The sequence below is a fragment of the Streptomyces sp. DSM 116795 genome, from assembly GCF_055792905.1.
Window position 1 is genome coordinate 5,952,586 of the sequence record NZ_CM147707.1, and the last position, 22,384, is coordinate 5,974,969.

Here is a 22,384-nt window from a genome sequence, read left to right on the forward strand (position 1 = left end):
CATGACGACCCCGGACCTCGACACCTTCCGTACGCTCGCGAAGGACCGCCGCGTCATCCCCGTGACGCGGCGCCTGCTCGTCGACGGCGACACCCCCATCGGGCTGTACCGCAAGCTCGCCGCCGAGCGGCCCGGCACCTTCCTGCTGGAGTCGGCCGAGAACGGGCGTACTTGGTCGCGCTACTCCTTCATCGGCGTACGCAGCGCGGCGACCCTCACCGTGCGCGACGGATCGGCGCAGTGGCTCGGCGCACCGCCAGTCGGGGTTCCGGTCGGGGGCGACCCGCTGCGGGCGCTGCGCGAGACGGTCGAGGCCCTGCACACCCCGCGCGACCTCCACGAGGACTCGGAACTGCCGCCGTTCACCGGCGGCATGGTCGGCTACCTCGGATACGACATCGTGCGGCGGCTGGAGAAGGTCGGCGACAGCGACACCACCGCCGACGACCTGGCACTGCCCGAGCTGACCATGATGCTCGCCTCCGACCTGGCCGTCCTCGACCACCGGGACGGCACGGTGCTGCTGATCGCCAACGCCATCAACCACAACGACCTTGACACCGGCGTCGACGAGGCCTACGCCGACGCGGTGTCCCGGCTGGAGACGATGGCCGCCGACCTGGCCCGGCCCGCGCCGGCTGCCCCCGTCGTCCTGCCTCCCTCCCGGCTGCCGGAGTTCACGGCGCGCTCGGGCGGCGCGACCTACCGGGCCTGGGTGGAGGACATCAAGGAACGCATCCGCGCGGGCGAGGCCTTCCAGGTCGTGCCCTCGCAGCGGTTCGAGACCGGGTGCTCCGCGAGCGCCCTCGACGTCTACCGGGTGCTGCGCGCCACCAACCCCAGCCCGTACATGTACCTCTTCCGCTTCGGCGGCCCGGCCGGTGCCGCGGACGGAAACGGCGGCTTCGACGTCGTCGGCTCCAGCCCCGAGGCACTGGTGAAGGTGGAGGACGGGCAGGCGATGATGCACCCCATCGCCGGCACCCGCCCCCGCGGCCACACCCCGCAGGAGGACACGGCGCTCGCCGACGAACTGCTGGCCGACGCCAAGGAGCGCGCGGAGCATCTGATGCTGGTCGACCTCGGACGCAACGACCTGGGACGGGTCTGCGAGCCGGGCAGCGTCGAGGTCGTCGACTTCATGTCCGTCGAGCGCTACAGCCACGTCATGCACATCGTCTCCACCGTGACCGGCCGGCTCGCCCGCGGCCGCACCGCCTTCGACGCGCTCACCGCCACTTTCCCCGCAGGGACGCTCTCGGGCGCGCCCAAGCCCCGTGCCCTGCAGATCATCGAGGAGCTGGAGCCCACCCGCCGCGGCGTCTACGGAGGGTGCGTCGGCTACCTCGACTTCGCCGGGGACGCCGACATGGCCATCGCCATCCGCACCGCCCTGCTGCGCGAGGGCACCGCATACGTACAGGCGGGCGCCGGCGTCGTCGCCGATTCCGACCCCGCCGCGGAGGACACCGAGTGCCGGAACAAGGCGGCCGCGGTCCTCAGGGCGGTCGCCTCCGCCGAAAGGCTCGGCGGTAGCGTGGACGGGTGACTTCCGTACCAAAGGCACGCTCCTCGGACGCCGCACAGGACCACGAAAGCCGCACCGGGCAGTCGGCTCCCGCAGCACCGGACACCTCTGTGCACGCTCCCGCCGCGCCGGCCGGCGCACGAGCAGCGCGCCGCGCCCTCGCCCTCGCGCTGCTGTGCGGTGCGCTGGGCGCCGCGCTCGCACTCCTCGCCAGCGGTCAGGTGTGGAGTCACGCCACGGCGTCCTTCGCGCAGGGCGGGCTTCCCGTGAAGGCCAAGGGCGGCGACGTCACCGGGCTGCCCAGCGCCCTCGCGCTCGTCGGACTGGCCGCTCTCGTCGCGGTGTTCGCGGTCGGGCGCGCCGGCCGCGTACTCGTCGCCGCGCTGCTCACGCTCTGCGGCACCGGCACTCTCGCCGCCGCGCTCCTCGGCGCGGGCGAGCGCGGCGCGCTGGAGGAGAAGGCGGCCAAGGCGAGCGGCCTCGCCCGCACCGGTGTCGAGGCGGTGCAGGTCAGCGCCTGGCCGTACGTGTCGGCGGCGGGCGGCGCGCTGCTGCTCCTCGCCGGTGTGCTGGCGCTGCGGTACGGACCGGCGTGGCCCTCGATGTCGGGGAGCGCACGCTACGAGCGGACCGGTCGCACCCCGCGCGGTCCTCGCGGTCCTGGCGCTTCTCGCGGTGCCGCGCCCGCGCCGGTGGACCCGGACCGTCCCGAGGACCTGTGGAACGCCCTCGACCGCGGCGAGGACCCCACCGGGCCCACCGGGGGCAGCTCCCGCACCGACGGCGCAGGCGGAGGCGGCGCCTGAGGGCGTCCGACGGCGCCCGTCCGACGGCGCCCGAGTCCCGGCGAACTCCCCGGCGGAACCAGGCCCCTGCCCCTCTGTGCACCCCTGGTTCGGCGGTCTCCGCAGGCACCGGGAAGAATGAGGGGGAGCATGGCCCAGTCGGTTGAACTACGAGGAGCACACACATGGCGGGCAACAGCCACGGCCACACCCTGGCCGCGTGGACGGGCGTGACGATCAGCTTCATCGGCTTCTGCATCTCCGGTATCTACACGTTGATGGCCGAGCCGATCGGCTTCGTGGCCGGCCTTGTCGTGGTTGCCGCAGGCGGCGTCGTCGGACTGCTGATGAGGGCCGCCGGCCTCGGCCAGCCCAGGGAGGCAGGCCGCACCGGCAAGTCGTCACAGCCGCAGGAGCAGTCCTCCTGAGCGGGCAGGAGCCCGTGCCGGCGGGACGCCGGAGCACTGCTCCGGTGTCCCGCCTCGCCGCGCCGGCCGGCACTCTCGTGACCGTCGGCGCGGCTTTCGCGTACGTGGGGGCCGTGGACCCGGGCGAGCCCGGCCACTATCCGGTCTGCCCGCTGCTGTACTTCACCGGCGTCTACTGCCCCGGCTGCGGCGGCCTGCGCAGCGCCCACGCCGTCGTGCACGGCGACTTCGCCGCCGCGCTCGGTGCGAACGCCCTCGCGGTGGCCGCGTTCGCCGCCTTCGCGGTCTTCATGGTCTTCTGGGTGGTGCGCGTGGTGCGCTCCCGGCCCGTGACGGTGCCCCTGCGCAGCACGCACTGGTGGGCGCTGGGCGTCCTCGCGCTCGCCTTCACGGTGGTACGCAACCTGCCCGTCGGAGCCGCGCTCTCGCCGTGACGCCTGCCTCGTACGTACGGGAAACGCGGCGCCGCACATGAGGGGGCGATTTGTCCGGAATACGGAATTCCAGCCAGGCGGATGTGAGTCCTCCGGCTCCCGCCCGATAGCATCGCAGTGCCCGATCTGACCGTTGCCCCGCCCGCCGCGCGGAGGCCGGACCCGACCCCGAAGGAGGCCGCTCGGTGAGTGTGCTCGACGAGATCATCGAAGGCGTGCGTGAGGACCTTGCCGAGCGGCAGGCGCGCGTCAGCCTCGACGAGCTCAAGGAGCGCGCCGCCGCCGGTCCTCCCGCGAAGGACGGCGCCGCGGCCCTGAGGGGCGAGGGCGTGCCGGTCATCTGCGAGGTGAAGCGCTCCAGCCCTTCCAAGGGCGCGCTTGCCGCGATCGCGGACCCGGCAGCGCTGGCGGTCGACTACGAGACGGGCGGCGCCTCCGTCATCTCGGTACTCACCGAGCAGCGGCGGTTCGGCGGTTCGCTCGCGGACCTCGAAGCCGTACGCGCCAAGGTCGACATCCCCGTGCTGCGCAAGGACTTCGTCTTCTCCGCCTACCAGTTGTGGGAGGCCCGGGCGCACGGCGCCGACATGGTGCTGCTGATCGTCGCCGCGCTGGAGCAGCAGCCCCTGGTCTCGCTGATCGAGCGTGCCGAGTCGATCGGGCTGACCCCGCTGGTCGAGGCGCACGACGAGGACGAGGCCCAGCGCGCTCTCGACGCCGGAGCCCGGATCATCGGGATCAATGCGCGTAATCTCAAGACGCTCGAGGTCGACCGCGGCAACTTCGCCCGCATCGCGCCGGAGCTCCCCGCTCACATCGTCAAGGTCGCGGAGTCGGGTGTACGCGGGCCGCACGACCTGATCGCGTACGCCAACGACGGTGCTGACGCGGTGCTCGTCGGCGAGTCGCTGGTCACCGGCAAGGACCCGAAGTCGGCCGTCGCGGACCTCGTCGCGGCCGGAGCCCACCCCGCGCTGCGGCACGGGCACGGGAGGGGCTGACCTCCGCATGTTCCCCCGCACGACCGCCGCCCCCGAACGGCTCCGGCATCCGCGCGGCCCGTACGCGGCGCTGGCGCGGGGCTGCCGGCCGCGCGGGTGCCGGGCTCCCGCGCGCCGGGTGCACGGGCGGCGTGTGCGCTACCACATCGGCTGTGAACCGGGGCAGATCAACGGCCGCCGATGGCGCTCGCCCGCACCCGCGTGGACGGCTGCCTGCCGGACGGACCGCTGAGCCGCCGATTCGCCGGCCGAGCCGGTGAGTTGCCAGGCCTCTGAGTTCCCGGCCGCCCAGCTCCTGAGCTGCCGGCTGCCGAGTCGCACCGGCCGAGCCGGCGCCCGTGAGGGCGCGGACCGCCGCCGCAGCGCTGCCGCACGCGCGTGCCACCGACCGTCCGTACTTGCGCACCTGCGTACATCTGCACATCGGCACTTCATGAGGAGCACGTCGGATGTCCGACTACTTTGTCCCCGACCCCGAGGGCCGGGTCCCCGATCCCGGAGGCTATTTCGGCGCCTTCGGCGGCAAGTTCATTCCGGAGGCGCTCGTCGCCGCCGTCGACGAGGTGGCCGTCGAGTACGAGAAGGCGAAGGCCGACCCGGCCTTCACCGCCGAACTCGAAGACCTGATGGTCAACTACACCGGCCGTCCCAGCCCGCTGACCGAGGTGTCGCGCTTCGCCGAACAGGCGGGCGGCGCCCGGGTCTTCCTCAAGCGCGAGGACCTCAACCACACCGGCTCGCACAAGATCAACAACGTGCTCGGCCAGGCCCTGCTGACCAAGCGCATGGGCAAGACCCGCGTCATCGCCGAGACCGGCGCCGGGCAGCACGGCGTGGCCACCGCCACCGCCTGCGCCCTCTTCGGCCTCGAATGCACCGTCTACATGGGCGAGATCGACACACAGCGCCAGGCGCTGAACGTGGCCCGGATGCGCATGCTCGGCGCCGAGGTCGTACCTGTCGCGTCGGGCAGCCGCACGCTCAAGGACGCCATCAACGAGGCGTTCCGCGACTGGGTCGCCAACGTCGACCGCACCCACTACCTCTTCGGCACGGTCGCGGGCCCGCATCCCTTCCCGCTGCTCGTGCGCGACTTCCACCGTGTGATCGGCGTGGAGGCGCGCCGCCAGATCCTGGAGCGGGCCGGGCGGCTGCCGGACGCCGTCGCCGCGTGCGTGGGCGGCGGCTCCAACGCCATCGGGCTCTTCCACGCGTTCCTGAACGACGAGGACGTACGCCTCGTCGGCCTCGAAGCGGCCGGGCACGGCGTGGAGTCCGGAGAGCACGCCGCGACGCTGTCCGTCGGCGAGCCGGGCATCCTGCACGGCTCGCGCAGCTTCGTACTGCAGGACGACGAGGGGCAGATCACCGAGCCGTACTCGATCTCGGCCGGCCTGGACTACCCGGGCATCGGGCCGGAGCACGCGTATCTGAAGCAGTCGGGACGCGGGGACTACCGTCCCGTGACCGACGACGAAGCCATGCGTGCGCTGCGCCTGCTGTCCGAGGCGGAAGGCATCATTCCGGCGATCGAGAGCGCACACGCCCTCGCCGGCGCGCTGGAGCTGGGCAGGGAACTCGGCCCCGACGGGCTGATCCTGGTGAATCTCTCCGGGCGCGGCGACAAGGACATGGACACCGCCGCGCGTTACTTCGGCCTGTACGACGAGGGGGCGGACAAGTGAGCGCGGAAGTGAACGGAGTGACGGCCGGGGCAGGTTCGCCCGCGGAATCGGCAACGCCGACGGCGCGGGCGACGGCGGCGGGCGCGGCTTCGGGCGGAATCGAGCTGCTGGATTCCGTGCTGGCCGGTGCCCGCGCGGAGAACCGGGCGGCCCTCGTGGGCTATCTGCCCGCCGGGTTCCCCACCGTCGACGGCGGCATCGAGGCCTGCGTCGCACTGCTGGAGAGCGGCTGCGACATCGTCGAGGTCGGGCTGCCGCACAGCGACCCCGTGTTGGACGGCCCCGTCATCCAGACCGCCGACGACATCGCGCTGCGCGGCGGCGTCCGCATCGCGGACGTCATCCGTACGGTGCGCGAGGCACACGCCGCCACGGGCAAGCCGGTGCTGTGCATGACGTACTGGAACCCGGTGGACCGCTACGGCGTGGAGCGCTTCGCCGCCGAACTGGCCGCCGCGGGCGGCGCCGGCTGCATCCTGCCGGACCTCCCCGTGGAGGAGTCGGAGGGCTGGCGCAAGGCCGCCGAACAGCACGGGCTGGCAACGGTGTTCGTCGTCGCGCCGAGCAGCAAGGACGAGCGGCTGGCGAAGATCACGGCGGCGGGCAGCGGCTTCGTGTACGCCGCTTCGCTGATGGGCGTCACCGGGACCAGGGAGTCGGTGGGCCGTGAGGCGCAGCAGCTCGTGGACCGTACGCGGGCGACGACGCGGCTGCCCGTCTGCGTCGGGCTCGGCGTCTCCGACGCCGCCCAGGCGGAGGAGGTCGCAGCCTTCGCGGACGGCGTCATCGTCGGTTCGGCCTTCGTGAAGAAGCTGCTCGCGCACCCGGACGACCTGGGCTCCGGGCTGGAGGACGTACGTACGCTGACGGCCGAACTCGCCGCGGGCGTACGGCGGCGGCCGACTCCGTAACGGCCCCGCGTGTGCTGCGACCGCCCCGCGTCTCGCTCTTTCGGGCGAAACGCGGGGCGGTCGCGCAGGCGGCCCGGCCTCCCGTTCGTTGGCTCACGGTGTGAAGAGCCAGAAGAAGAACGAAGAACGCCACCAGGGGAACCGCGCCGCCACCGAGCGAATGAGGGCCGCACGCGAACGGCAGCGCACATCGCAGAAGCGGGGCAGGCAGCTCAAGGTGGGCGGCGTGGTCGTCGCGCTGCTGGCCGTCGGCGCCGGAGTGGGCGCGCTGGTGGCACAGCAGACCTCAAAGGGCGGCGGTGCCGACGACGCCAAGCCCATCGCCGTGGGCGAGCGGGAGGCCCCGGCGACGCTCACCGTCTACGAGGACTTCCGCTGCCCGGCCTGCGCCCAGTTCGAGAAGCAGTTCCGCGGCACGATCCGGAGTCTGGAGAAGCAGGGCAAGCTCAGGACCGAGTACCACCTCGTGACGATCATCGACGACAACCTGGGCGGCAAGGGTTCGCATCGCGCGGCGAACGCGGCGGCGTGCGCGCGGGATTCGGGCAGGTTCCGTGAGTTCCACGACGTGCTGTACCGGAACCAGCCGCCCGAGCAGGACGACGCGTTCAGCAGCGACAAGCAGCTCATCAAGCTCGCCGGGAAGGTCGACGGCCTGGACGGCCCGCGCTTCCGCGATTGCGTCGAGGACAGCACGCACAAGGACTGGGTGAAGAAGACAGGCGCCGATTTCAAGAACTCCGGCCACCAGTCGACGCCCACGGTGCTGCTCGACGGGGAGAGCGTCTACGGCCGCAGCGAGCCGCTGACCCCGGCGTCGCTGAAGGAAAAGGTCACGGCGAAGAGTTGACGCGGCCGCGGGTTCGGCCGCGGGTTCGGTGCGCCCGGCGCGGGAGCTGCGCGCCGGCGCCCGTCGCCCGGCCTCCGGCCGTCGCTTCCGTGCGCCCGACTTGCCGGCGGGGCGCGGGGATGCCGGGTACCTGTGGCGCCCGATGGGCCGCGCCGGGGTGTGCGGACCGGCGACGGGTGCGCCCGTCGTCGGTCCGGGGTGGTTCCGGGGGCGGCGCTGGGGTCTCCGGTCTGCCGGATGCGGCTGGCGGCGCGTGGGGGCGGGGGTCTGGTCCTCGGCCACCGGCATCGTCGGCCCGCCGCCACTCGGGCGCGGTGAGACCTTCGGCCCGCGGGCCGGCCGTCGGGCGGAACCCCCGGCGCCGACGCCTTCAGCCGGACCGGAGTGGGCCCTGGGCCGTCCGGATACGGACCCGCCCCTGCCCAGCCGGCCGTCAGGGCGCCAGGGGTTTGCGGCCGCGCGGTGGCCCGCTCGGCCGGGCCGTGGGTGTGGCGAAGGTCTCGTCCGCGTCCCCGGCCAGGACAGGACCGGCGTCCTGGTCGGGGAGGCCGCGCGGACGGCCGGGCCCCGGGCCTGCGCCGATCGGCCGTTATGGAGCTGTTGCACAGGGTGCATTGCCGATGGCGAGGCAGGGCAATGTAGCGTCGGGACCGCCATGGAGATCCTTGCATTCATCCCCAGCCCCTCGGCCGGCGAGATTCATCTCGGCCCGGTTCCGCTGCGCGGCTACGCCTTCTGCATCATCCTCGGCGTCTTCGTCGCCGTGTGGCTCGGCGGCCGCCGCTGGGTCGCGCGCGGCGGCCGTGTCGGCACGGTCGCCGACATCGCCGTGTGGGCTGTGCCGTTCGGCCTGGTCGGTGGACGTCTCTACCACGTCATCACCGACTACCAGCTCTACTTCGGCGAAGGCCGCAACTGGGTCGACGCCTTCAAGATCTGGGACGGCGGCCTCGGGATCTGGGGCGCCGTCGCGCTCGGTGCGCTGGGCGCATGGATCGGCTGCCGCAGGCGCGGGATCCCGCTGCCGGCGTACGCGGACGCGGTGGCTCCGGGCGTCGCGCTCGCGCAGGCCATCGGCCGGTGGGGAAACTGGTTCAACCAGGAGCTGTACGGGCGGGCCACGGATCTCCCCTGGGCGCTCGAGATCGACGCCCAGCACCGGCCCATCGACACCCCGAACCTCGTCACCTACCACCCGACGTTCCTGTACGAGTCCCTGTGGTGCGTTGGCGTCGCGGCCCTGGTGATCTGGGCGGACCGCCGCTTCAAGCTCGGGCACGGCCGGGTCCTCGGGCTGTACATCGCCGCCTACACCGTCGGCCGCTTCTGGATCGAGTACCTGCGCGTCGACGACGCCCATGAGATCGCCGGGCTGCGGCTCAACGACTGGACGTCGATCGTCGTCTTCGTGGCCGCCGTCGTCGGCATCGTCATCTCCGCGCGGACGCGGCCCGGCCGTGAGGAGATCGTCGAGCCGGAGGCCCCGGGCGACGGCTCCTCGTCCGGCGGCAAGAGCAGCGGCAAGGACAAGGGCGCCCCCGCCTCGCCCGCCTCCGCGAAGAGCACCGGTGAAGCCGGGGGCGACGGGACGGGCAGCGGCCCGCCCTCCGCGGTGTCCGCGCCGGAGAGGTCCGGCGGAGCCACCTGAGGCACCCCCGGAATCGCACGACGACCCGTGCCGGAAGCCGCCAAGGCCACCGGCACGGGTCGTCCACGTCAGGGGCGGCGTCTGGCGAGGGCGAGCGTCCGCTGGGCGCCCGCGACGACCGCCGCGTCGACGAACCGTCCGTCCGGAAGCGCCAGCGCGCCCGCGCCGGTGGCCGCGGCCTTCAGGACCTCCTCCGCGGCCTCCACCTCCTGACGGGTGGGCAGATACGCCCGCTCGATGACCTCCAGCTGGCACGGGTGGATGGCGGTGCGTCCGACAAAGCCCAGGCTGCGGCCCGCGGCGCAGGACCTGGCGAGCCCTTCCGAGTCGGAGACGTCCGGGTAGACGGACTGCGGCGGCGGATCCAGCCCTGCCGCGTGAGCGGCCACCACCGCCCGGCTCCGTGGCCAGGCGAGGCCCGCCTCCCCGGTCACGCCCAGCACCGCCCGCAGATCGGCCTCGCCCAGCGCGATGCCGCGTACGGCGGGATGGGCGGTGGCGACGGTGAAGGCGTTCTCGATGCCCAGGGCGGATTCGAGCAGCGCGTAGAGCGGCGGAACGCCTGCCGCGGACGGAACCGCCTCCCGCTCCCCGGGGTGTGCGGCCCGCGCCCACTGCGCGACACGTACGACGTCCGCGGCGCCGTCCACCTTCGGCAGCCGCAGCGCCGCCAGTCCGGGCAGGGCGGCGAGCGTACGGACCTCCGCGGCGGAATGCGGACCGTCCAGGGCGTTCACGCGTACATGGACGGGGACTGGCCCGGGACGCGGATCGCCGAGCAGCTCGGCCGTGGCACGCAGCGCGTACGCCTTCCGGTCGGGGGCGACCGCGTCCTCCAGGTCGACGATCACCACGTCGGCACCCGAGGTGAGTGCCTTGCGTACGACGTCCGGCCGGTCGCCCGGCGCGTAGAGCCAGGTCAGGGGGAGCGGTTTCGCCCGGCCGTCCGGCTTGCCGTCGGCCGCGTCCCGCAGCTGGCCGCCGCTCACAGCGCGCCGCCGTCCCGCAGCGCGGCGATCTCCCGCTCGCTCAGGCCGAGTTCGTCGAGGACGGTGTCCGTGTCACTGCCGTGCGGCCGTCCCGCCCATCTGACGGCGCCCGGCGTCCGCGAGAGCCGGAAGAGGACGTTCTGCATGCGGACCTTGCCCAGTTCGTCGTCCTCGACCTCGGTGATCGAGCCGAGGGCCCGGTACTGCTCGTCGTCCATCACGCCGCGGATGTCGTTGACGGTCGCGACGGCCGCCTCGGCCTGCTCGAACGCGGCGACCACCTCGTCACGGCCGTGCCGCGCGATCCAGCCGCCGACCACCTCGTCCAGCTCGTCGGCGTGCGCTGCCCGCCCGGCGCCCGTGGCGAACCACGGCTCGTCGAGGAACTCCGGGTGCCCGACCAGGCGCAGCACCCGCTCCGCGACGGACTGCGCGGAGGTCGAGACGGCAAGCCACGCGCCGTCGGCGGTGCGGTAGGTGTTGCGGGGCGCGTTGTTCGCGGACCGGTTTCCGGTGCGCGGCTGCACATAGCCGAGCTGGTCGTACCAGATGGGCTGCGGGCCCAGGACCGTCAGCATCGGCTCGATGATCGCCATGTCGACGACCTGTCCCTCACCCGTGCGTTCCCGGCTGTGCAGTGCCGTCATCACGGCGTACGAGGTGGCCAGGGCGGCGATGGAGTCCGCGAGCCCGAACGGCGGCAGCGTCGGCGGCCCGTCCGGCTCGCCGGTGACGGCGGCGAAGCCGCTCATCGCCTCGGCGAGGGTGCCGAAACCGGGCCGCCGCGCGTACGGACCGAACTGCCCGAAGCCCGTGACTCGGGCGAGCACCAGGCGCGGATTGGCGGCCGAGAGCTGATCCCAGCCCAGGTCCCACTTCTCCAGGGTCCCGGGACGGAAGTTCTCGATGACGACGTCGGCTCCGGCGGCGAGACGCAGCAGTACGTCACGGCCGCCGGGGGTGGACAGGTCGAGGGTGAGATTCCGTTTGTTGCGGCCGAGCAGCTTCCACCACAGGCCGACGCCGTCCTTGGCGGGCCCGTGTCCGCGCGACGGGTCGGGCCTGCGCGGATGCTCGATCTTGAGCACGTCGGCGCCGAAGTCGCCGAGCATGGTGGCCGCGAGGGGACCGGCGAAGAGGGTGGCGAGGTCGAGGACGCGGAGTCCCTCCAGCGGCGCGGGCGGGGCGGGCGCCGCCGCGGCCGAATCCGGGGCGGTGGCGCCGGAGGAGTCGATGGCGCCGGAGGAGCCGGAGGGGCCGGTCGCGTCGTGCATGTCGTACACGTCCTTCATCGGGGTGTCCGGTTCATCGGGCCGTCTGCTTCATCGGTTGGCCGGCCTTCCAGGAGCTCGGCGGCGAAGGCGTCGGTCTCGGCGCGCTGCGGCATGGACGCGGACGCTCCCGGTCGCTGTACGGACAAGGCCGCGGCGGCGGACGCCCAGGCCAGGGCGTCCGGCATGGGGCGGCCCTCGCCGCGGGCCACGGCCAGCGCGCCGACGAAGGTGTCCCCGGCGGCGGTTGTGTCCTCGGCCTTCACGCGGGGCGCCGGCACATGCACCGGCTCCGCGTCCCGTACGGCGTACAGCGAGCCCTTCGCGCCGAGCGTGATGACGGCCTCGGGAACGAGGGCGAGCAGGGCGGACGCCGCGTCGTGCGGGTCGGACTTGCCGGTGAGGACGGCTGCTTCGTGTTCGTTGGGGACCAACAGGTCGGTGACGGCGAGGAGGTCAGGGGGCAGGGGCTGCGCGGGGGCGGGAGTGAGGATCACGCGTACGCCGTGCTCGCGTGCCGCGCGTGCCGCCGCGAGTACGCCCGTCAGGGGGATCTCCAGCTGCAGGAGCAACGCGTCGGCGGCGGCGATGCGGCGCTCGTCGCCCTGGGCGAGAGCGTCGACGGTGCCGTTGGCGCCCGGTACGACGACGATGGCGTTGCCTCCTTCGTCGTCCACCACGATGTGCGCGGTGCCGCTCTCGCCTCCGACGGTGCGCAGGCCGCCGGTGTCCACGCCCGCCTCTGTGAGCGACGACCGCAGGCGCACCCCGAAGTCGTCCTCGCCGACCGCGCCGATCATCGAGACGGCACCGCCCGAACGGGCCGCGGCCACGGCCTGGTTGGCGCCCTTTCCGCCGGGGACGGTGCGGAAGGCGTGGCCGGTGACGGTCTCGCCGCGCCGCGGTGCGGTCGCGACGTACGCGACGAGGTCCATGTTGGTGCTGCCCAGCACCGCGATGGCCGGTGCGGCAGGGGCCGGCGGCGGTGGCGTCGGCGTCGGCGTCGGCGTCGTGGGAGTCACGGTGCGGAGATCTCCTGTCGGTCCGTGGACGTACGGGGGAGTGGGAGTGCGAGATCGCAGGTGAGGCGGGCAAGGGTGCCGAAGCCGGTGCCGTCGAAGCCGCCGACGCTCGTGGCCAGGCGGTTCTTCAGCGGGGCGGTCCAGCGTGCGGGCAGTGCGCCGGGCGAGCCCGCGAGGAGTCCGGCGACGGAGCCCGCGGTCGCACCCACCGAGTCGGTGTCCCAGCCACCCGACACGGCACGGCAGACGGAGCCGGTGAAGTCGCCGCCGGCGTGGGTGAGCGCGGCGGCGAGCAGCGCGGCGTTGGGCAGGACGTGCACCCAGTGGTGGTGTCCGTACTCCTCGTGGAGCCGGTCGACGACGGACTCGAACCCGGCGGCGGTGCCGGTCGGTTCGGCGAGCGCCGTGTCGATTCCGAAGGTGACGGCGCGGGCGAGGCGGGAGCGCGCCGGCACGACGCGCAGGCCCGTACGGAGGCAGGCCAGCACGTCCGGTTCGGCGCCCGAGGCCGCCTCCGCGATGACGGCGGCGGCGAACATCTCCCCGTACACGCCGTTGCCGGTGTGGCTCAACGTGGCGTCGCGCCAGGCCAGTTCGGCCGCGGTCGCCGGGTCGCCGGGGTGCGTCCAGCCGAAGACGTCGGCGCGGATCTGCGCACCGATCCACTCGCGGAAGGGGTTGTGGTGGCGTCCGGTCTCCGGAGGCACCAGGCCGTCGAGGAGGTTGCGGTACGCGACGCGCTCCGCGGTGAACGTACGGCCCGCGGGCAGCTCGTCCAGCCAGAGCGCGGCGGCGTCGGCGGCGCTGAAGCCGTGGCCGTGGCGCTGTAGCAACAACAGCCCCAGCAGGGGGTAGTTGAGGTCGTCGTCCTCCGGCATGCCGTCGATGTTCTCGGCGAGGGACGTGGGGGCACTGCGCCGGTTCCAGGGGTGGCGCCGTGCCGTCGCCTCGGGGAGGCCGGCCTGAGTGAACCAGCCGTCCAGCGGCCAGTTGCCCGTGGCGCGGGCGACCTCGCGGATGCCCGCGAGCGTCATCTTCTCGACGGGCTTGCCGAGCAGACAGCCCGCCGCACGGCCCAGCCAGGCCGCTTCCAGACGGTCGCGCAGGCTGCTGCCCGGCCGTTCACGCTCCGGGGCGGTGGCCCGATCCGGCGCCTCAGGTCCGCGGCTGTCCGGCCACGGGCCGGCGGAGCCGCCGCGGCCCGCCGGGGTGGGCCAGGACTCGCAGGCGGCCTTGATCGCGGCGAGATCCGTGGGCTCGTCGGCGGCCAACGGTGAGGGAAGCAGGGCGAGTTCGTCGAGCAGCCGCAGGGCTGTCGTCCGCAGCCGCCGGTCCGCGGGGACCTCAGACGCTCCGGCCCGCTCCGGCGCGCCCGCGCCGCCCGCGTCGCGCCACACGCGCTCGACGGCCGACGCGTCGCGGCCGTCCTCGGCGGCCTGCCGCAGCTCGTGCCCGAGCAGATCCTCGGGCTGCACCCACGTCAGCCGCATCACGACTCCCCACCGGTCCGCTTGGCGGCCTCTGCGGGCCCTGCCGTGGCTGCCGCCTTCGCCGTGTCCGCGGAATCCGCCGTGTCCGTGGAATCTGCCGTGTCCGCGGAACCCGCCGTGTCCGCGGAACCCGCCGTGTCCGCTGCGATCGCCCGGAAGGCGGCCTCGTGGGCGCGGCGGCGCTCCTCGTCACGGCCGAAGACCTCTCGGGCGACCACGGCGAGGGACACCGCCGGGGTGTGCAGGTCGAGCCTGCTGGCGCGGGCGACCTCCGCGCTCCACTCCTCGGGGACGGCCGCCGCACCCCGCATCGCGCCGACCAGGGCGCCGCTCATGGTGGCGATGGAGTCGCAGTCCCGGCCGTAGTTGACCGAACCGAGCACCGTACGGCGGAAGTCGCCGCCGCCGACGAGCAACATGCCCAGGGCGACCGGGAGTTCCTCGATGGAGTGCAGCCGGGAGGGGCGGCGCGCACCGAGTGACGGGCTGCGGTACTCCGGGCCGACCGTGTCGTACGGTGCGACGGCGTCCCGCAGCGGCTTCAGCGCAGCCTCGAAGTCGCTGTGCCGCGCGGCCACTTCGCACACCGCCGCGACCGCCTCCCGGGTGCCGTCCTTCGCCAGTGCCAGCGCGTCCTCGACGACCGACTGCGGCGTCGCGCCGGGCCTGCACGCGGAGGCGACCGCCGCCGCGAACACCCCGGCTGCCTCCCTCCCGTACGAGGACTGGTGTGCGGCGGCGACGTCCAGCGCCTCGGCGTAAGCAGCCGCCGGATTACCGGCGTTGACGACGCCCACCGGCGCCATGTACATCGCGGCACCGCAGTTGACGATGTTGCCGACGCCCGCCTCACGCGGATCGGCGTGTCCGTAGTGGAGCCGTGCGACGATCCACTTCTCCGCGAGGAAGATGCGCTGCAACGGCAGCGCCTCGGCTTCGAGTTCGGGAATCCAGCGCGGACTGCCCATCAGGTCGGGCACGAGACGCTCGGCGATGTCGTACGCGTCGAGGTGGTCGCGCACCTTCTCGTAGACCCGCACCAGGGCGTGCGTCATGAGGGTGTCGTCGGTGACGTGTCCGTCGCCCTTGTGGTACGGGGCGATGGGCCGGGCGTTGCGCCAGTCCTCGTAGAAGGGGCCGACGATGCCCTGCACCCGTCCGCCGTGGCGCTCCACGATCTGCTCCGGGCTCCAGCCTTCGACGGGCCCGCCGAGGGCGTCCCCGACCGCGGCTCCCACCAGGCAGCCGGTGGCGCGGTCCTCCAGCGTGGGCGAGGACGCCGGGGTCGCTGCGGACGTCGGAGTGGAGGCGGGCGTGGACGTGGGCGTGGGCGTCATGCGCGGTTCGTTCCTTCCACGGAAGTGCCCTCGGGCGTGGTCAGTTCGGTACGCGCGAGGAGTTCGGCGAGCTCGACGAGGTCTCTTCCGGCCAGCCGCGGCAGCGCACAGCCGGAGAGCGTGCGGCAGGCCTCCCGCCAGCCGGCTGGGATGCCCGCCCCGCCGCCGATCGCCCCGGTCAGGGCGCCCGCCAGCGCGGGAGCGGAGTCCGCGACCCGCGACAAACACGCCGCCGCCGGCACCGCCTCCGCGACCGAGCCGCCCGCGAGGGACAGCGCGAGCGCGACGGGCACGGTCTCCGCGGCGGCGATGCCGTAGCTGTAGATGTGGTCGACGATCTCGTGCTCCAGCACGGGCACCAGGGCGAAGGCGCTGCCCGGCCTGCCGGCGCGGTCGGCGGCGGCCTCGCGGGCGAGGCGTACGGCGTGCCGTGCGTTGCGGCGGATCTCCGTACCGGAGGGCAGCTGCTCCAGCGCCGCCGCGACGCAGGCCTCGGCGTCCGCACCGCCCAGCGCCTCGGCGACGGCGGCCGCCATGGCGCGGGCGCCGTGCACGCCGTCACCGTCCTGCGTGTAGCGGGCGTCGCACTCGGCGAGGTCGGCCGCGGCGGCCGGATTTCCGGGGTGCACAGTCGCCAGCACGGACGCGCGCACGCATGCCGCGTCGTCGAAGTAGTGCGGGTTGTCGTGGCCGGTCGCCGGGGGGCGCAGGCCCGTCGCGAGGTTCCCCAGCCCCGCCCGTACGGAGATGCGGGCGCGCAGCGGCAGCACCGCGGACTCCACCTCCGGGGCGCGGCCCGCGGCGGCGGCGACCTCGCCCGCCAGCTCGTTCCAGGCCAGGTCCAAGGCGGCGCGCATCCGCCGGTCCCGCCCCAGGTCGCTCAGGAGCGCCCCGGCGGCGGTGAGCACCGACTCGGCGGTGAACGCGGCCCATTCGGCGTCGTCGGACGGGCCCAGCCGCAGCGGTTCAGGCGGCTGGTTCAGGGCGATGGGGACCGGGAGGGTGGTGGTGGCGTTGTGCTCGGCGAAGGTGTCCAGTTCGCGCGTGAGCCGCCGCGTCCACTCGGGCATCCGCGAGGCGCGGTGCCGGGCGGCCGGCCAGCCGGCCGCGTCACCGGCGGCGATCCCGAGGAGCAGCCCTTCGATGCGGTGCGGGTCTTCCGCCGTCTCCTCGCCGCGTGGTGCGCCGGAGGCGGCGGCCACGGCACCGGCACTGGCACCGGCACCGGCCAGGGGCCCCGCGGAACCGCTCCGGGGCTGGTGCTGTCCGCGGGCCCTGACGACTCTGCCGTCGGTTCCGGCCTCACTCATCGCCGCGTCCCCCGTCGTCGTCCCGGCAGGGGAGCGGCGGCGAAGGCGGAGGGGACGGAGTGAGCAACTCCGCAACGTCCAGGACGTGATAGCCCGCCATCGACGGCAGACAGCTGCCTCGTGCCGGTCCGACGGCCGCCGCCCACTCCTCCGGTACGGCGCCCGCTCCGCCGAGGGCCCCCGCGAGCGCGCCGGCGACGGCAGCCGTCGTATCGGCGTCGCGGCCCATGTTGACGGCGGTCAGCACGGAGTCCCTGAAGTCGCCGCGTGCGACGGCGAACGCGCCGAAGGCCAGGCCGACGGCCTCCGGAGCCAGGTCCATCCACGGGTAGCCGCCGATCACGACGGCGGAGCGCACGGCACGCTCCCGTCCGAGCCGGGTGGCGTCCCGGTCGCTGCGGGCGCGCTGGGCGGTGGCGACTGCGCGCCGCAGGGAGCGGGCCGTCCAGCTGTCCTCCGGGACGACGGAGAGCGCCGCGGCGATCACGACGTCGGTGCTGCGGCCGACCATCGCGGCCGCCACACCGGCGGCCACGGCCTGCCCGCCGTAGATGCCCTCGCCGTCGTGGCTGACCGTGCCGTCGAGCGCGACGAGACGGGCGGCCTCGGCGGGGCGTCCCGCGGCGAAGATGCCGAACGGCGCGGCACGCATGGCCAGTCCGTCGCTCCAGGCGTGCCGGTGCTGAGCGGAGATGGGAGCGGCAAGGCCCCGGCGCAGGTTCTCCAGCGTGCCGCGCTCGCTGAACCCGGCGCCGCGGAACGGGCCTTCGTCGAGGTTGGCGATCCAGCGGTGCCACGCCTCCTCGACGTGGGCGAGGGTCAGGTCCGAGCCGTGCTCGGCGAGCATCAGCCCCGAGAAGATGGCGTACTCGGTGTCGTCCGTGCCCGACGGCTCCTCCTCGACGAACCCCTCGATGCGTCCCCACCGCTCCCTGATCTGGGAGGGCTTCATGTTCTCCGCGGGAGCGCCGAGCGCGTCGCCGACCGCGAGCCCGAGCATCCCGCCGCGGGCCCGTTCGCGCAGCGCCGCCGGGGGGAGGCGTGCGCCCGTGGGGCCCGGGGCGGAGGAGCGGGAGCAGGTGCCGGGGGAGGAGACGGAGGAGGAGGCGGGGGCTGCGCTCATGGTGCGGGCTGCCGTTCTGTGCTGTGGCGGTGCGGGTGCGGGTGCCGACCCGGACCGGATGCAGGCAGGTGCTGCGGACCGGTGGAGGTCGCGTCGTTCAGCGCTGGTATCTGGCGAGGATGCGGTTGCCGTCGCCGACGAGCTTTTCGCGGAGGGCCCGCAGTCCGATCCCGCCCGCGTAGTACTGCTGGAACGCGGGGGTGGCGACCTTGTCCTTCCATTCGGGATAGCCGCGTACGCCGAGCACGGGCGAGGCGCGCAGGTCCGAGGCGATGCGAAGTCCGGTGCTCCAGCCGTGCTCGTCGGTGTTGAGAGCGGGATCGCGCAGCGCCTCACGTCCGGTGGGCACCAGCCAGTCGCCCTCGGCGAGGCGCGCCATGTGGTCGGGCCGGGTCATGAACGCGATGAACGCCATGGCTGCCTTCTTCCGCGAAGTGTCCTGCGAGACGGACAGGGTCTGCGGGCTCACACCCTGAAGCTGTCCCCCGCCTGCCGCCGCGCGCCCGGCGGGCATCGGCAGCGTCACCCATTCGAAGCCGTCCGGCGCCTGCTGCTGGACCTGCTGCCGGAAGGAGAAGTTGAGCGGCACGATCGCGTACCGTCCGGCGAAGAAGCCGGGGAGGGTGTCGGAACCCGCCATGCCGAGGCTGCCTCTGGCCGCCGTACGGTCCTCGTTGACCTGCCGGTGGATCAGCTCGATGACGTGGGAGTCGGCTTCGCCGAGGCGTATGACGTCCTTGCCGCGCTCACGGTGGAAGACGGCGCCGCCGGTGCTCATCGCGAGGTTCACGGACTGGTTGACGGGTTCCTTCATCGACCAGGCGACGCCGTACCTGCGCCTGTGGCCTCGGGAATGGGTCAGTTCCCTCGCCACGTCCTCGAACTCGTCCCAGCTCCAAGGCCGCCTGACCGTCGGCATCCGCACACCGGACTTCTCCAGCAGCTCGCGGTTGGCGATCAGCACCCGCGGATCGTGCAGGAACGGCACTCCGTAGACGCCGCCCGCGATGGTGGCGGTGTCCCAATTGGCCTTGGAGATCTGCTGCTTGAGGTCCCCGGGCAGCAGCGGGCGCAGATCGGCGAGATAGCCGCCGTGCGCGAAGTCGGTGAGGTCGTTGGCCTCGTCGTGGATGATGTCGGGCGCCTCGCCGCCCTCGAAGGACGTCAGCAACTGATCGTGGACGCTCTCCCAGGAACCCTGCACATAGCGGACCTTCACCGACGGGTTGCGCTTGTTCCACTCGGCGACCAGCGCCTTGTTGACCTCGATCGACTCCTTCTGCCAGGCGAGGCTCAGATAGTCCAGCGTCCCCGAGTCGCCGCCCGTGGAAGAGGCGCAGGCGCCGAGCAGGGCGGGGGCGCCGGCTCCGGCCGCCGCCGTGGCGAGGAAGTCGCGGCGCCGCATCAGCCCTTCACCGCCCCGCTCATGACGCCGCTGACCAGACGTCGCTGGAGCAGCGCGAAGAACAGGAGGCTCGGGAGGGTGGCCATGAGCGCGGCCGCGGCGAGCGGCCCCAGATCGGCGGCGCCCTCCGCGCCTATGAAGTGGGTGAGGATCACGGACATCGTCTGCTTCTCCGGGGACTTGAGCAGGACCAGGGCGAAGAAGAACTCGTTCCAGGCGGTGACGAAGGAGAACATCACCGTGGCCACCAGCCCGGGGGTGAGCAGCGGGAAGACCACGCTCAGCAGCGTGCGGAAGCGGCCGCAGCCGTCGATCGCGGCGGCCTCCTCCAGCGAGGCGGGCACGGCACGTACGTAGCCCTGGAGCATCCACAGCGCGAACGGCAGGTTCCACACCACGTACACGAGGACCAGACCCGCCAGGGAGTTGATGAGGTGGAAGCTCTTCAGCACCAGGAACAACGGGATGATCACCAGGACGAACGGGAACATCTGGCTGACCAGGATCCAGCCCGTCGCCGCCTTGCTGACCGCCGAGCGGTACCGGACCATCACGTACGCCGCCGGCACGGCGATCGCCACCGACACCGCCGCCGCGCAGGACGCCACGATCACGCTGTTGAGCGCCGAACGCGCCAGCGGCTGCTGCTCGAAGGCGGCGCTGAAGCTGTCCAGCGAGGGGTTCCGCGGCAGCCACGCCGCGTCCACCGAGCCCAGTTCCTGCGGGGACTTGAAGGCCGTGGACACCAGCCAGAACAGCGGGAAGGCGAGAAAGACCAGATAGCAGAGCAGCGCCAGATACTGGCCGGCGCGTGCGACGGCGGACCGGGAGGTGATCACTGCTCGTCCTCCTTCAGGCGGTTGCGCAGGAAGACCGTCAGCAGTACGGCGATGACGGCGACCATCACCAGGCCCATCGCCGCGGCGTAGCCGAACTGCCCGTAACGGAAGGCCTCTTCGTAGGCGAAGAGCATCGGCAGCCGAGTCGCGCCGCCCGGCCCTCCGCCGGTGAGCACGTAGACCAGGCCGAAGGAGTTGAAGTTCCAGATGAAGTTGAGTGCGGTGATCGCGAGCACGACGGGCTTCAGCGCCGGCCAGGTCACGGAGCGGAAGCGGCGCCACAGACCGGCGCCGTCCAGCGCGGCGGCCTCGTGCAGCTCCAGCGGTACGTTCTGCAGCCCGGCCAGCAGCACGACGGTCGTCTGCGGCATCCCCGCCCATACGCCGACCACGATCACCGCGGGGAGGGCGAGGGATATGCCCGCGAGCCAGTCGACGTTCGTGGATATCAGATGCAGGTCGCGCAGCGTGGCGTTGAGGATGCCGGCGTCCTGGTTGTAGACCAGCCGCCACATGACGCCGACGACGACCTCGGGCATCGCCCACGGTACGAGCGCGAGCGTACGGGCCAGCCAGCGGAAGCGGAGATTCTGGTTGAGCAGGACGGCCAGGCCGAGCGCCAGCAGGAACTGCAGCGCCGTCACGCAGACGGCCCAGACGAGGCCGATTTTGAAGGAGTCCCAGAAGAGGGAGTCCAGCCGGAGGTCCGCGAAGTTGGCGAGGCCCGTGAACTCGGTCCGCGACGTACGGCCCGACTGCGCGTTCGTGAAGGCCAGCGACAGCCCGTACAGCAGCGGTCCCGCGCTGAGCAGCAGGATCGGCAGCAGGGCGGGCAGCAGCAGGAACCACGCGTCGCGGTCCAGGCCGAGGGCTCTTCTGCGCTCCGGTGCCGACCTGGGCGGCGGAGTGCCGGCACTCGCCGTGCCGGCGGAGGTGCCGGGTGCGGTGACGCTCACGGGGTCAGCTCCTCGGGGGCGGGTCCGGCGGGTTCGGCAGGTCCTGCGGAGCCTGCGGGTCCTGAGGGCCCGGCGGGCTCGGCGGATCCCGCTGAGGCGGACGGGGCGGTCGGCGCGGAGCTGGCCCGCACGACCAGGCGGGGCGTGACGGTCCGCACGCGCGGCGGAGCGGCCGGCTCCGTCCCGGAGATCCGCTCCAGCAGCATCTCCGCCGCGATCCTTCCGCGCTCCGCGGAGCCGAGGTCGACGCTGGTCAGCGGCGGCCAGCCGGCCCGCACCAGGACGGTGTCGTCCATGCCGACGACCGCGACGTCCTCGGGGATGCGCAGACCCCGCGAGTGCAGTGCCTGCGAGGCGCCGAGCGCGAGCTGGTCGTTGGCGCAGAAGACGGCGTCGACGGCGTCCTCGCCCGCTGCAGCTTCCCGTTCCGGTTCCCGCTCCAGCAGCCGGTGCAAGGAGCGGGCGCCCGCCTCGATGGTGAATTCGGTGGTCACGACGAGCTCCGGATCGGGGGACAGGCCGCTTGCGTCGAGAGCCTGCCGGTAGCCCAGGCTGCGGTTGTGTCCGGGGACGGTGTCGGCGGGCCCGTTGATGAACGCGATCCGGCGGCGGCCCGTGGCCACCAGGTGCCGTACGGCCAGCTCGGCGCCGGTGACGGAGTCGGCGCGCACGCTGTCGACCGGGGCGTCCTCGGGCAGCGAACCGATCACGACGACCGGCTGGGCGGCGGTGCGCAGCGCCTCGATGTGCTCGGGGGTGATGCGGATGGGGCAGAGGATCAGCCCGTCGCTCGTACGGTCGGCGAGGCTGCGCACGACGGCGAGCTCGTCCTCGGCGACGGCGTCGGTCGAGTGCAGGAGCAGCCGGTAGCCCTGGGCCTTGGTGATCGTCTGGATCTGGCGGACCATCGCGACGTACACGGGGTTGCCGATGTCCTGCATGGCGAACGTCAGCTGCTTGGTGCGGCCGCCCTTGAGGGAGCGGGCCACGGCGTTGGGCACGTAGCCGACCTCGGCAGCGGCGCGCTCCACGCGGCGCACGGTCTCGGGCCGCGCCCCGTGGCCGTTGAGTACGCGGGACACCGAAGCGATGGAGACCCCGGCGCGCTCGGCGATCGTCTCGACGGTGGGAGGTCCGCCTGTTGTCACCACGACCCTCCGCCCCTTCGATGCGCCGACCCTGACGCTGACACCGGTCCGAGGCGATCCGGCCTGGTCCGGCCCGGGCCGTGGACGGGCAGACGGGAACTGGAAACGTTTACAGCCACGGTCAGGCATCATGCGGCCACGGAGAGCCGCCGTCAACCCCCTGTGTACGCAGTCCTCCTCGCGGAGGTGCGGAGCCGATCGCTCCGCTCGCCGTCCGGTCCGGC

At 73.3% G+C, this 22,384-nt stretch carries 21 protein-coding genes; 10 read left to right on the forward strand and 11 right to left on the reverse strand.

Features of this window, described 5'->3' with window-relative positions; all coding sequences use genetic code 11:
* The first annotated feature begins 1 nt into the window (after nt 1).
* The 10 genes from ACSMXX_RS25670 (at nt 2) to lgt (ending at nt 9,270) form a co-directional block, all read left to right on the forward strand.
* Entirely contained in the window at nt 2-1,549 is a 1,548-nt protein-coding gene (locus ACSMXX_RS25670) for an anthranilate synthase component I (RefSeq protein ID WP_473181053.1), read from the forward strand.
* A complete protein-coding gene (locus tag ACSMXX_RS25675) occupies nt 1,546-2,334 on the forward strand; it encodes a TIGR02234 family membrane protein (protein WP_473181054.1) in 789 nt (262 codons plus the stop codon). Before ACSMXX_RS25670 ends, ACSMXX_RS25675 begins: the two co-directional genes overlap by 4 nt.
* Nucleotides 2,335-2,498: 164 nt before the next feature.
* Nucleotides 2,499-2,741, forward strand: coding sequence for an HGxxPAAW family protein (locus ACSMXX_RS25680; RefSeq protein ID WP_473181055.1), 243 nt, complete (start codon nt 2,499-2,501; stop codon nt 2,739-2,741).
* Nucleotides 2,742-2,785: 44 nt separating this feature from the next.
* A complete protein-coding gene (locus ACSMXX_RS25685) occupies nt 2,786-3,175 on the forward strand; it encodes a DUF2752 domain-containing protein (RefSeq protein ID WP_473181056.1) in 390 nt (129 codons plus the stop codon).
* A gap of 185 nt (nt 3,176-3,360) precedes the next feature.
* Nucleotides 3,361-4,176, forward strand: coding sequence for an indole-3-glycerol phosphate synthase TrpC (gene trpC, locus ACSMXX_RS25690; protein WP_473181057.1), 816 nt, complete (start codon nt 3,361-3,363; stop codon nt 4,174-4,176).
* Between the two features lie 7 nt (nt 4,177-4,183).
* The gene (gene trpM / locus ACSMXX_RS25695; protein WP_473181058.1) at nt 4,184-4,408 is read left to right on the forward strand and encodes a tryptophan biosynthesis modulator TrpM; all 225 of its coding nucleotides are present in this window, start codon (nt 4,184-4,186) and stop codon (nt 4,406-4,408) included.
* Between the two features lie 217 nt (nt 4,409-4,625).
* Nucleotides 4,626-5,861: a tryptophan synthase subunit beta gene (gene trpB / locus ACSMXX_RS25700; RefSeq protein WP_473181059.1), complete on the forward strand. Its 1,236-nt coding sequence runs from the start codon at nt 4,626-4,628 to the stop codon at nt 5,859-5,861.
* Between the two features lie 98 nt (nt 5,862-5,959).
* Nucleotides 5,960-6,772 (forward strand): tryptophan synthase subunit alpha, encoded by an 813-nt coding sequence (gene trpA, locus ACSMXX_RS25705; RefSeq protein ID WP_473184967.1) that lies wholly within the window; start codon nt 5,960-5,962, stop codon nt 6,770-6,772.
* A 100-nt stretch (nt 6,773-6,872) separates the two neighbouring features.
* Complete coding sequence (locus ACSMXX_RS25710) at nt 6,873-7,622, forward strand: DsbA family protein (RefSeq protein WP_473181060.1); 750 nt, start codon at nt 6,873-6,875, stop codon at nt 7,620-7,622.
* A gap of 655 nt (nt 7,623-8,277) precedes the next feature.
* Entirely contained in the window at nt 8,278-9,270 is a 993-nt protein-coding gene (gene lgt, locus ACSMXX_RS25715; RefSeq protein WP_473181061.1) for a prolipoprotein diacylglyceryl transferase, read from the forward strand.
* A gap of 68 nt (nt 9,271-9,338) precedes the next feature.
* Here the strand turns inward: lgt and ACSMXX_RS25720 are convergent, their stop codons facing one another.
* The 11 genes from ACSMXX_RS25720 to ACSMXX_RS25770 form a co-directional block, all read right to left on the reverse strand.
* Nucleotides 9,339-10,259: an HpcH/HpaI aldolase/citrate lyase family protein gene (locus ACSMXX_RS25720; protein ID WP_473181062.1), complete on the reverse strand. Its 921-nt coding sequence runs from the start codon at nt 10,257-10,259 to the stop codon at nt 9,339-9,341.
* Nucleotides 10,256-11,533 carry a CaiB/BaiF CoA transferase family protein gene (locus ACSMXX_RS25725; protein ID WP_473181063.1) on the reverse strand — a complete coding sequence of 426 codons (1,278 nt, stop codon included), beginning with the start codon at nt 11,531-11,533 and terminating at the stop codon, nt 10,256-10,258. The genes ACSMXX_RS25720 and ACSMXX_RS25725 overlap by 4 nt, the downstream gene beginning before the upstream one ends.
* A gap of 14 nt (nt 11,534-11,547) precedes the next feature.
* On the reverse strand, nt 11,548-12,489 hold the full coding sequence (gene rbsK, locus ACSMXX_RS25730) for a ribokinase (protein ID WP_473184968.1): 942 nt from the start codon (nt 12,487-12,489) through the stop codon (nt 11,548-11,550).
* Between the two features lie 59 nt (nt 12,490-12,548).
* Nucleotides 12,549-14,042 carry an ADP-ribosylglycohydrolase family protein gene (locus ACSMXX_RS25735; RefSeq protein WP_473181064.1) on the reverse strand — a complete coding sequence of 498 codons (1,494 nt, stop codon included), beginning with the start codon at nt 14,040-14,042 and terminating at the stop codon, nt 12,549-12,551.
* On the reverse strand, nt 14,042-15,379 hold the full coding sequence (locus ACSMXX_RS25740; protein ID WP_473181065.1) for an ADP-ribosylglycohydrolase family protein: 1,338 nt from the start codon (nt 15,377-15,379) through the stop codon (nt 14,042-14,044). The genes ACSMXX_RS25735 and ACSMXX_RS25740 overlap by 1 nt, the downstream gene beginning before the upstream one ends.
* Nucleotides 15,376-16,689, reverse strand: coding sequence for an ADP-ribosylglycohydrolase family protein (locus ACSMXX_RS25745; protein ID WP_473181066.1), 1,314 nt, complete (start codon nt 16,687-16,689; stop codon nt 15,376-15,378). The genes ACSMXX_RS25740 and ACSMXX_RS25745 overlap by 4 nt, the downstream gene beginning before the upstream one ends.
* Nucleotides 16,682-17,689, reverse strand: coding sequence for an ADP-ribosylglycohydrolase family protein (locus tag ACSMXX_RS25750; protein ID WP_473184969.1), 1,008 nt, complete (start codon nt 17,687-17,689; stop codon nt 16,682-16,684). The genes ACSMXX_RS25745 and ACSMXX_RS25750 overlap by 8 nt, the downstream gene beginning before the upstream one ends.
* Nucleotides 17,690-17,909: 220 nt before the next feature.
* Complete coding sequence (locus ACSMXX_RS25755) at nt 17,910-19,217, reverse strand: ABC transporter substrate-binding protein (RefSeq protein WP_473181067.1); 1,308 nt, start codon at nt 19,215-19,217, stop codon at nt 17,910-17,912.
* Nucleotides 19,217-20,056 carry a carbohydrate ABC transporter permease gene (locus tag ACSMXX_RS25760; protein ID WP_473181068.1) on the reverse strand — a complete coding sequence of 280 codons (840 nt, stop codon included), beginning with the start codon at nt 20,054-20,056 and terminating at the stop codon, nt 19,217-19,219. Before ACSMXX_RS25760 ends, ACSMXX_RS25755 begins: the two co-directional genes overlap by 1 nt.
* Nucleotides 20,053-21,012, reverse strand: coding sequence for a carbohydrate ABC transporter permease (locus ACSMXX_RS25765; RefSeq protein WP_473181069.1), 960 nt, complete (start codon nt 21,010-21,012; stop codon nt 20,053-20,055). The genes ACSMXX_RS25760 and ACSMXX_RS25765 overlap by 4 nt, the downstream gene beginning before the upstream one ends.
* Nucleotides 21,009-22,163 (reverse strand): LacI family DNA-binding transcriptional regulator, encoded by a 1,155-nt coding sequence (locus tag ACSMXX_RS25770; protein WP_473181070.1) that lies wholly within the window; start codon nt 22,161-22,163, stop codon nt 21,009-21,011. The genes ACSMXX_RS25765 and ACSMXX_RS25770 overlap by 4 nt, the downstream gene beginning before the upstream one ends.
* Nucleotides 22,164-22,384: the final 221 nt, after the last annotated feature.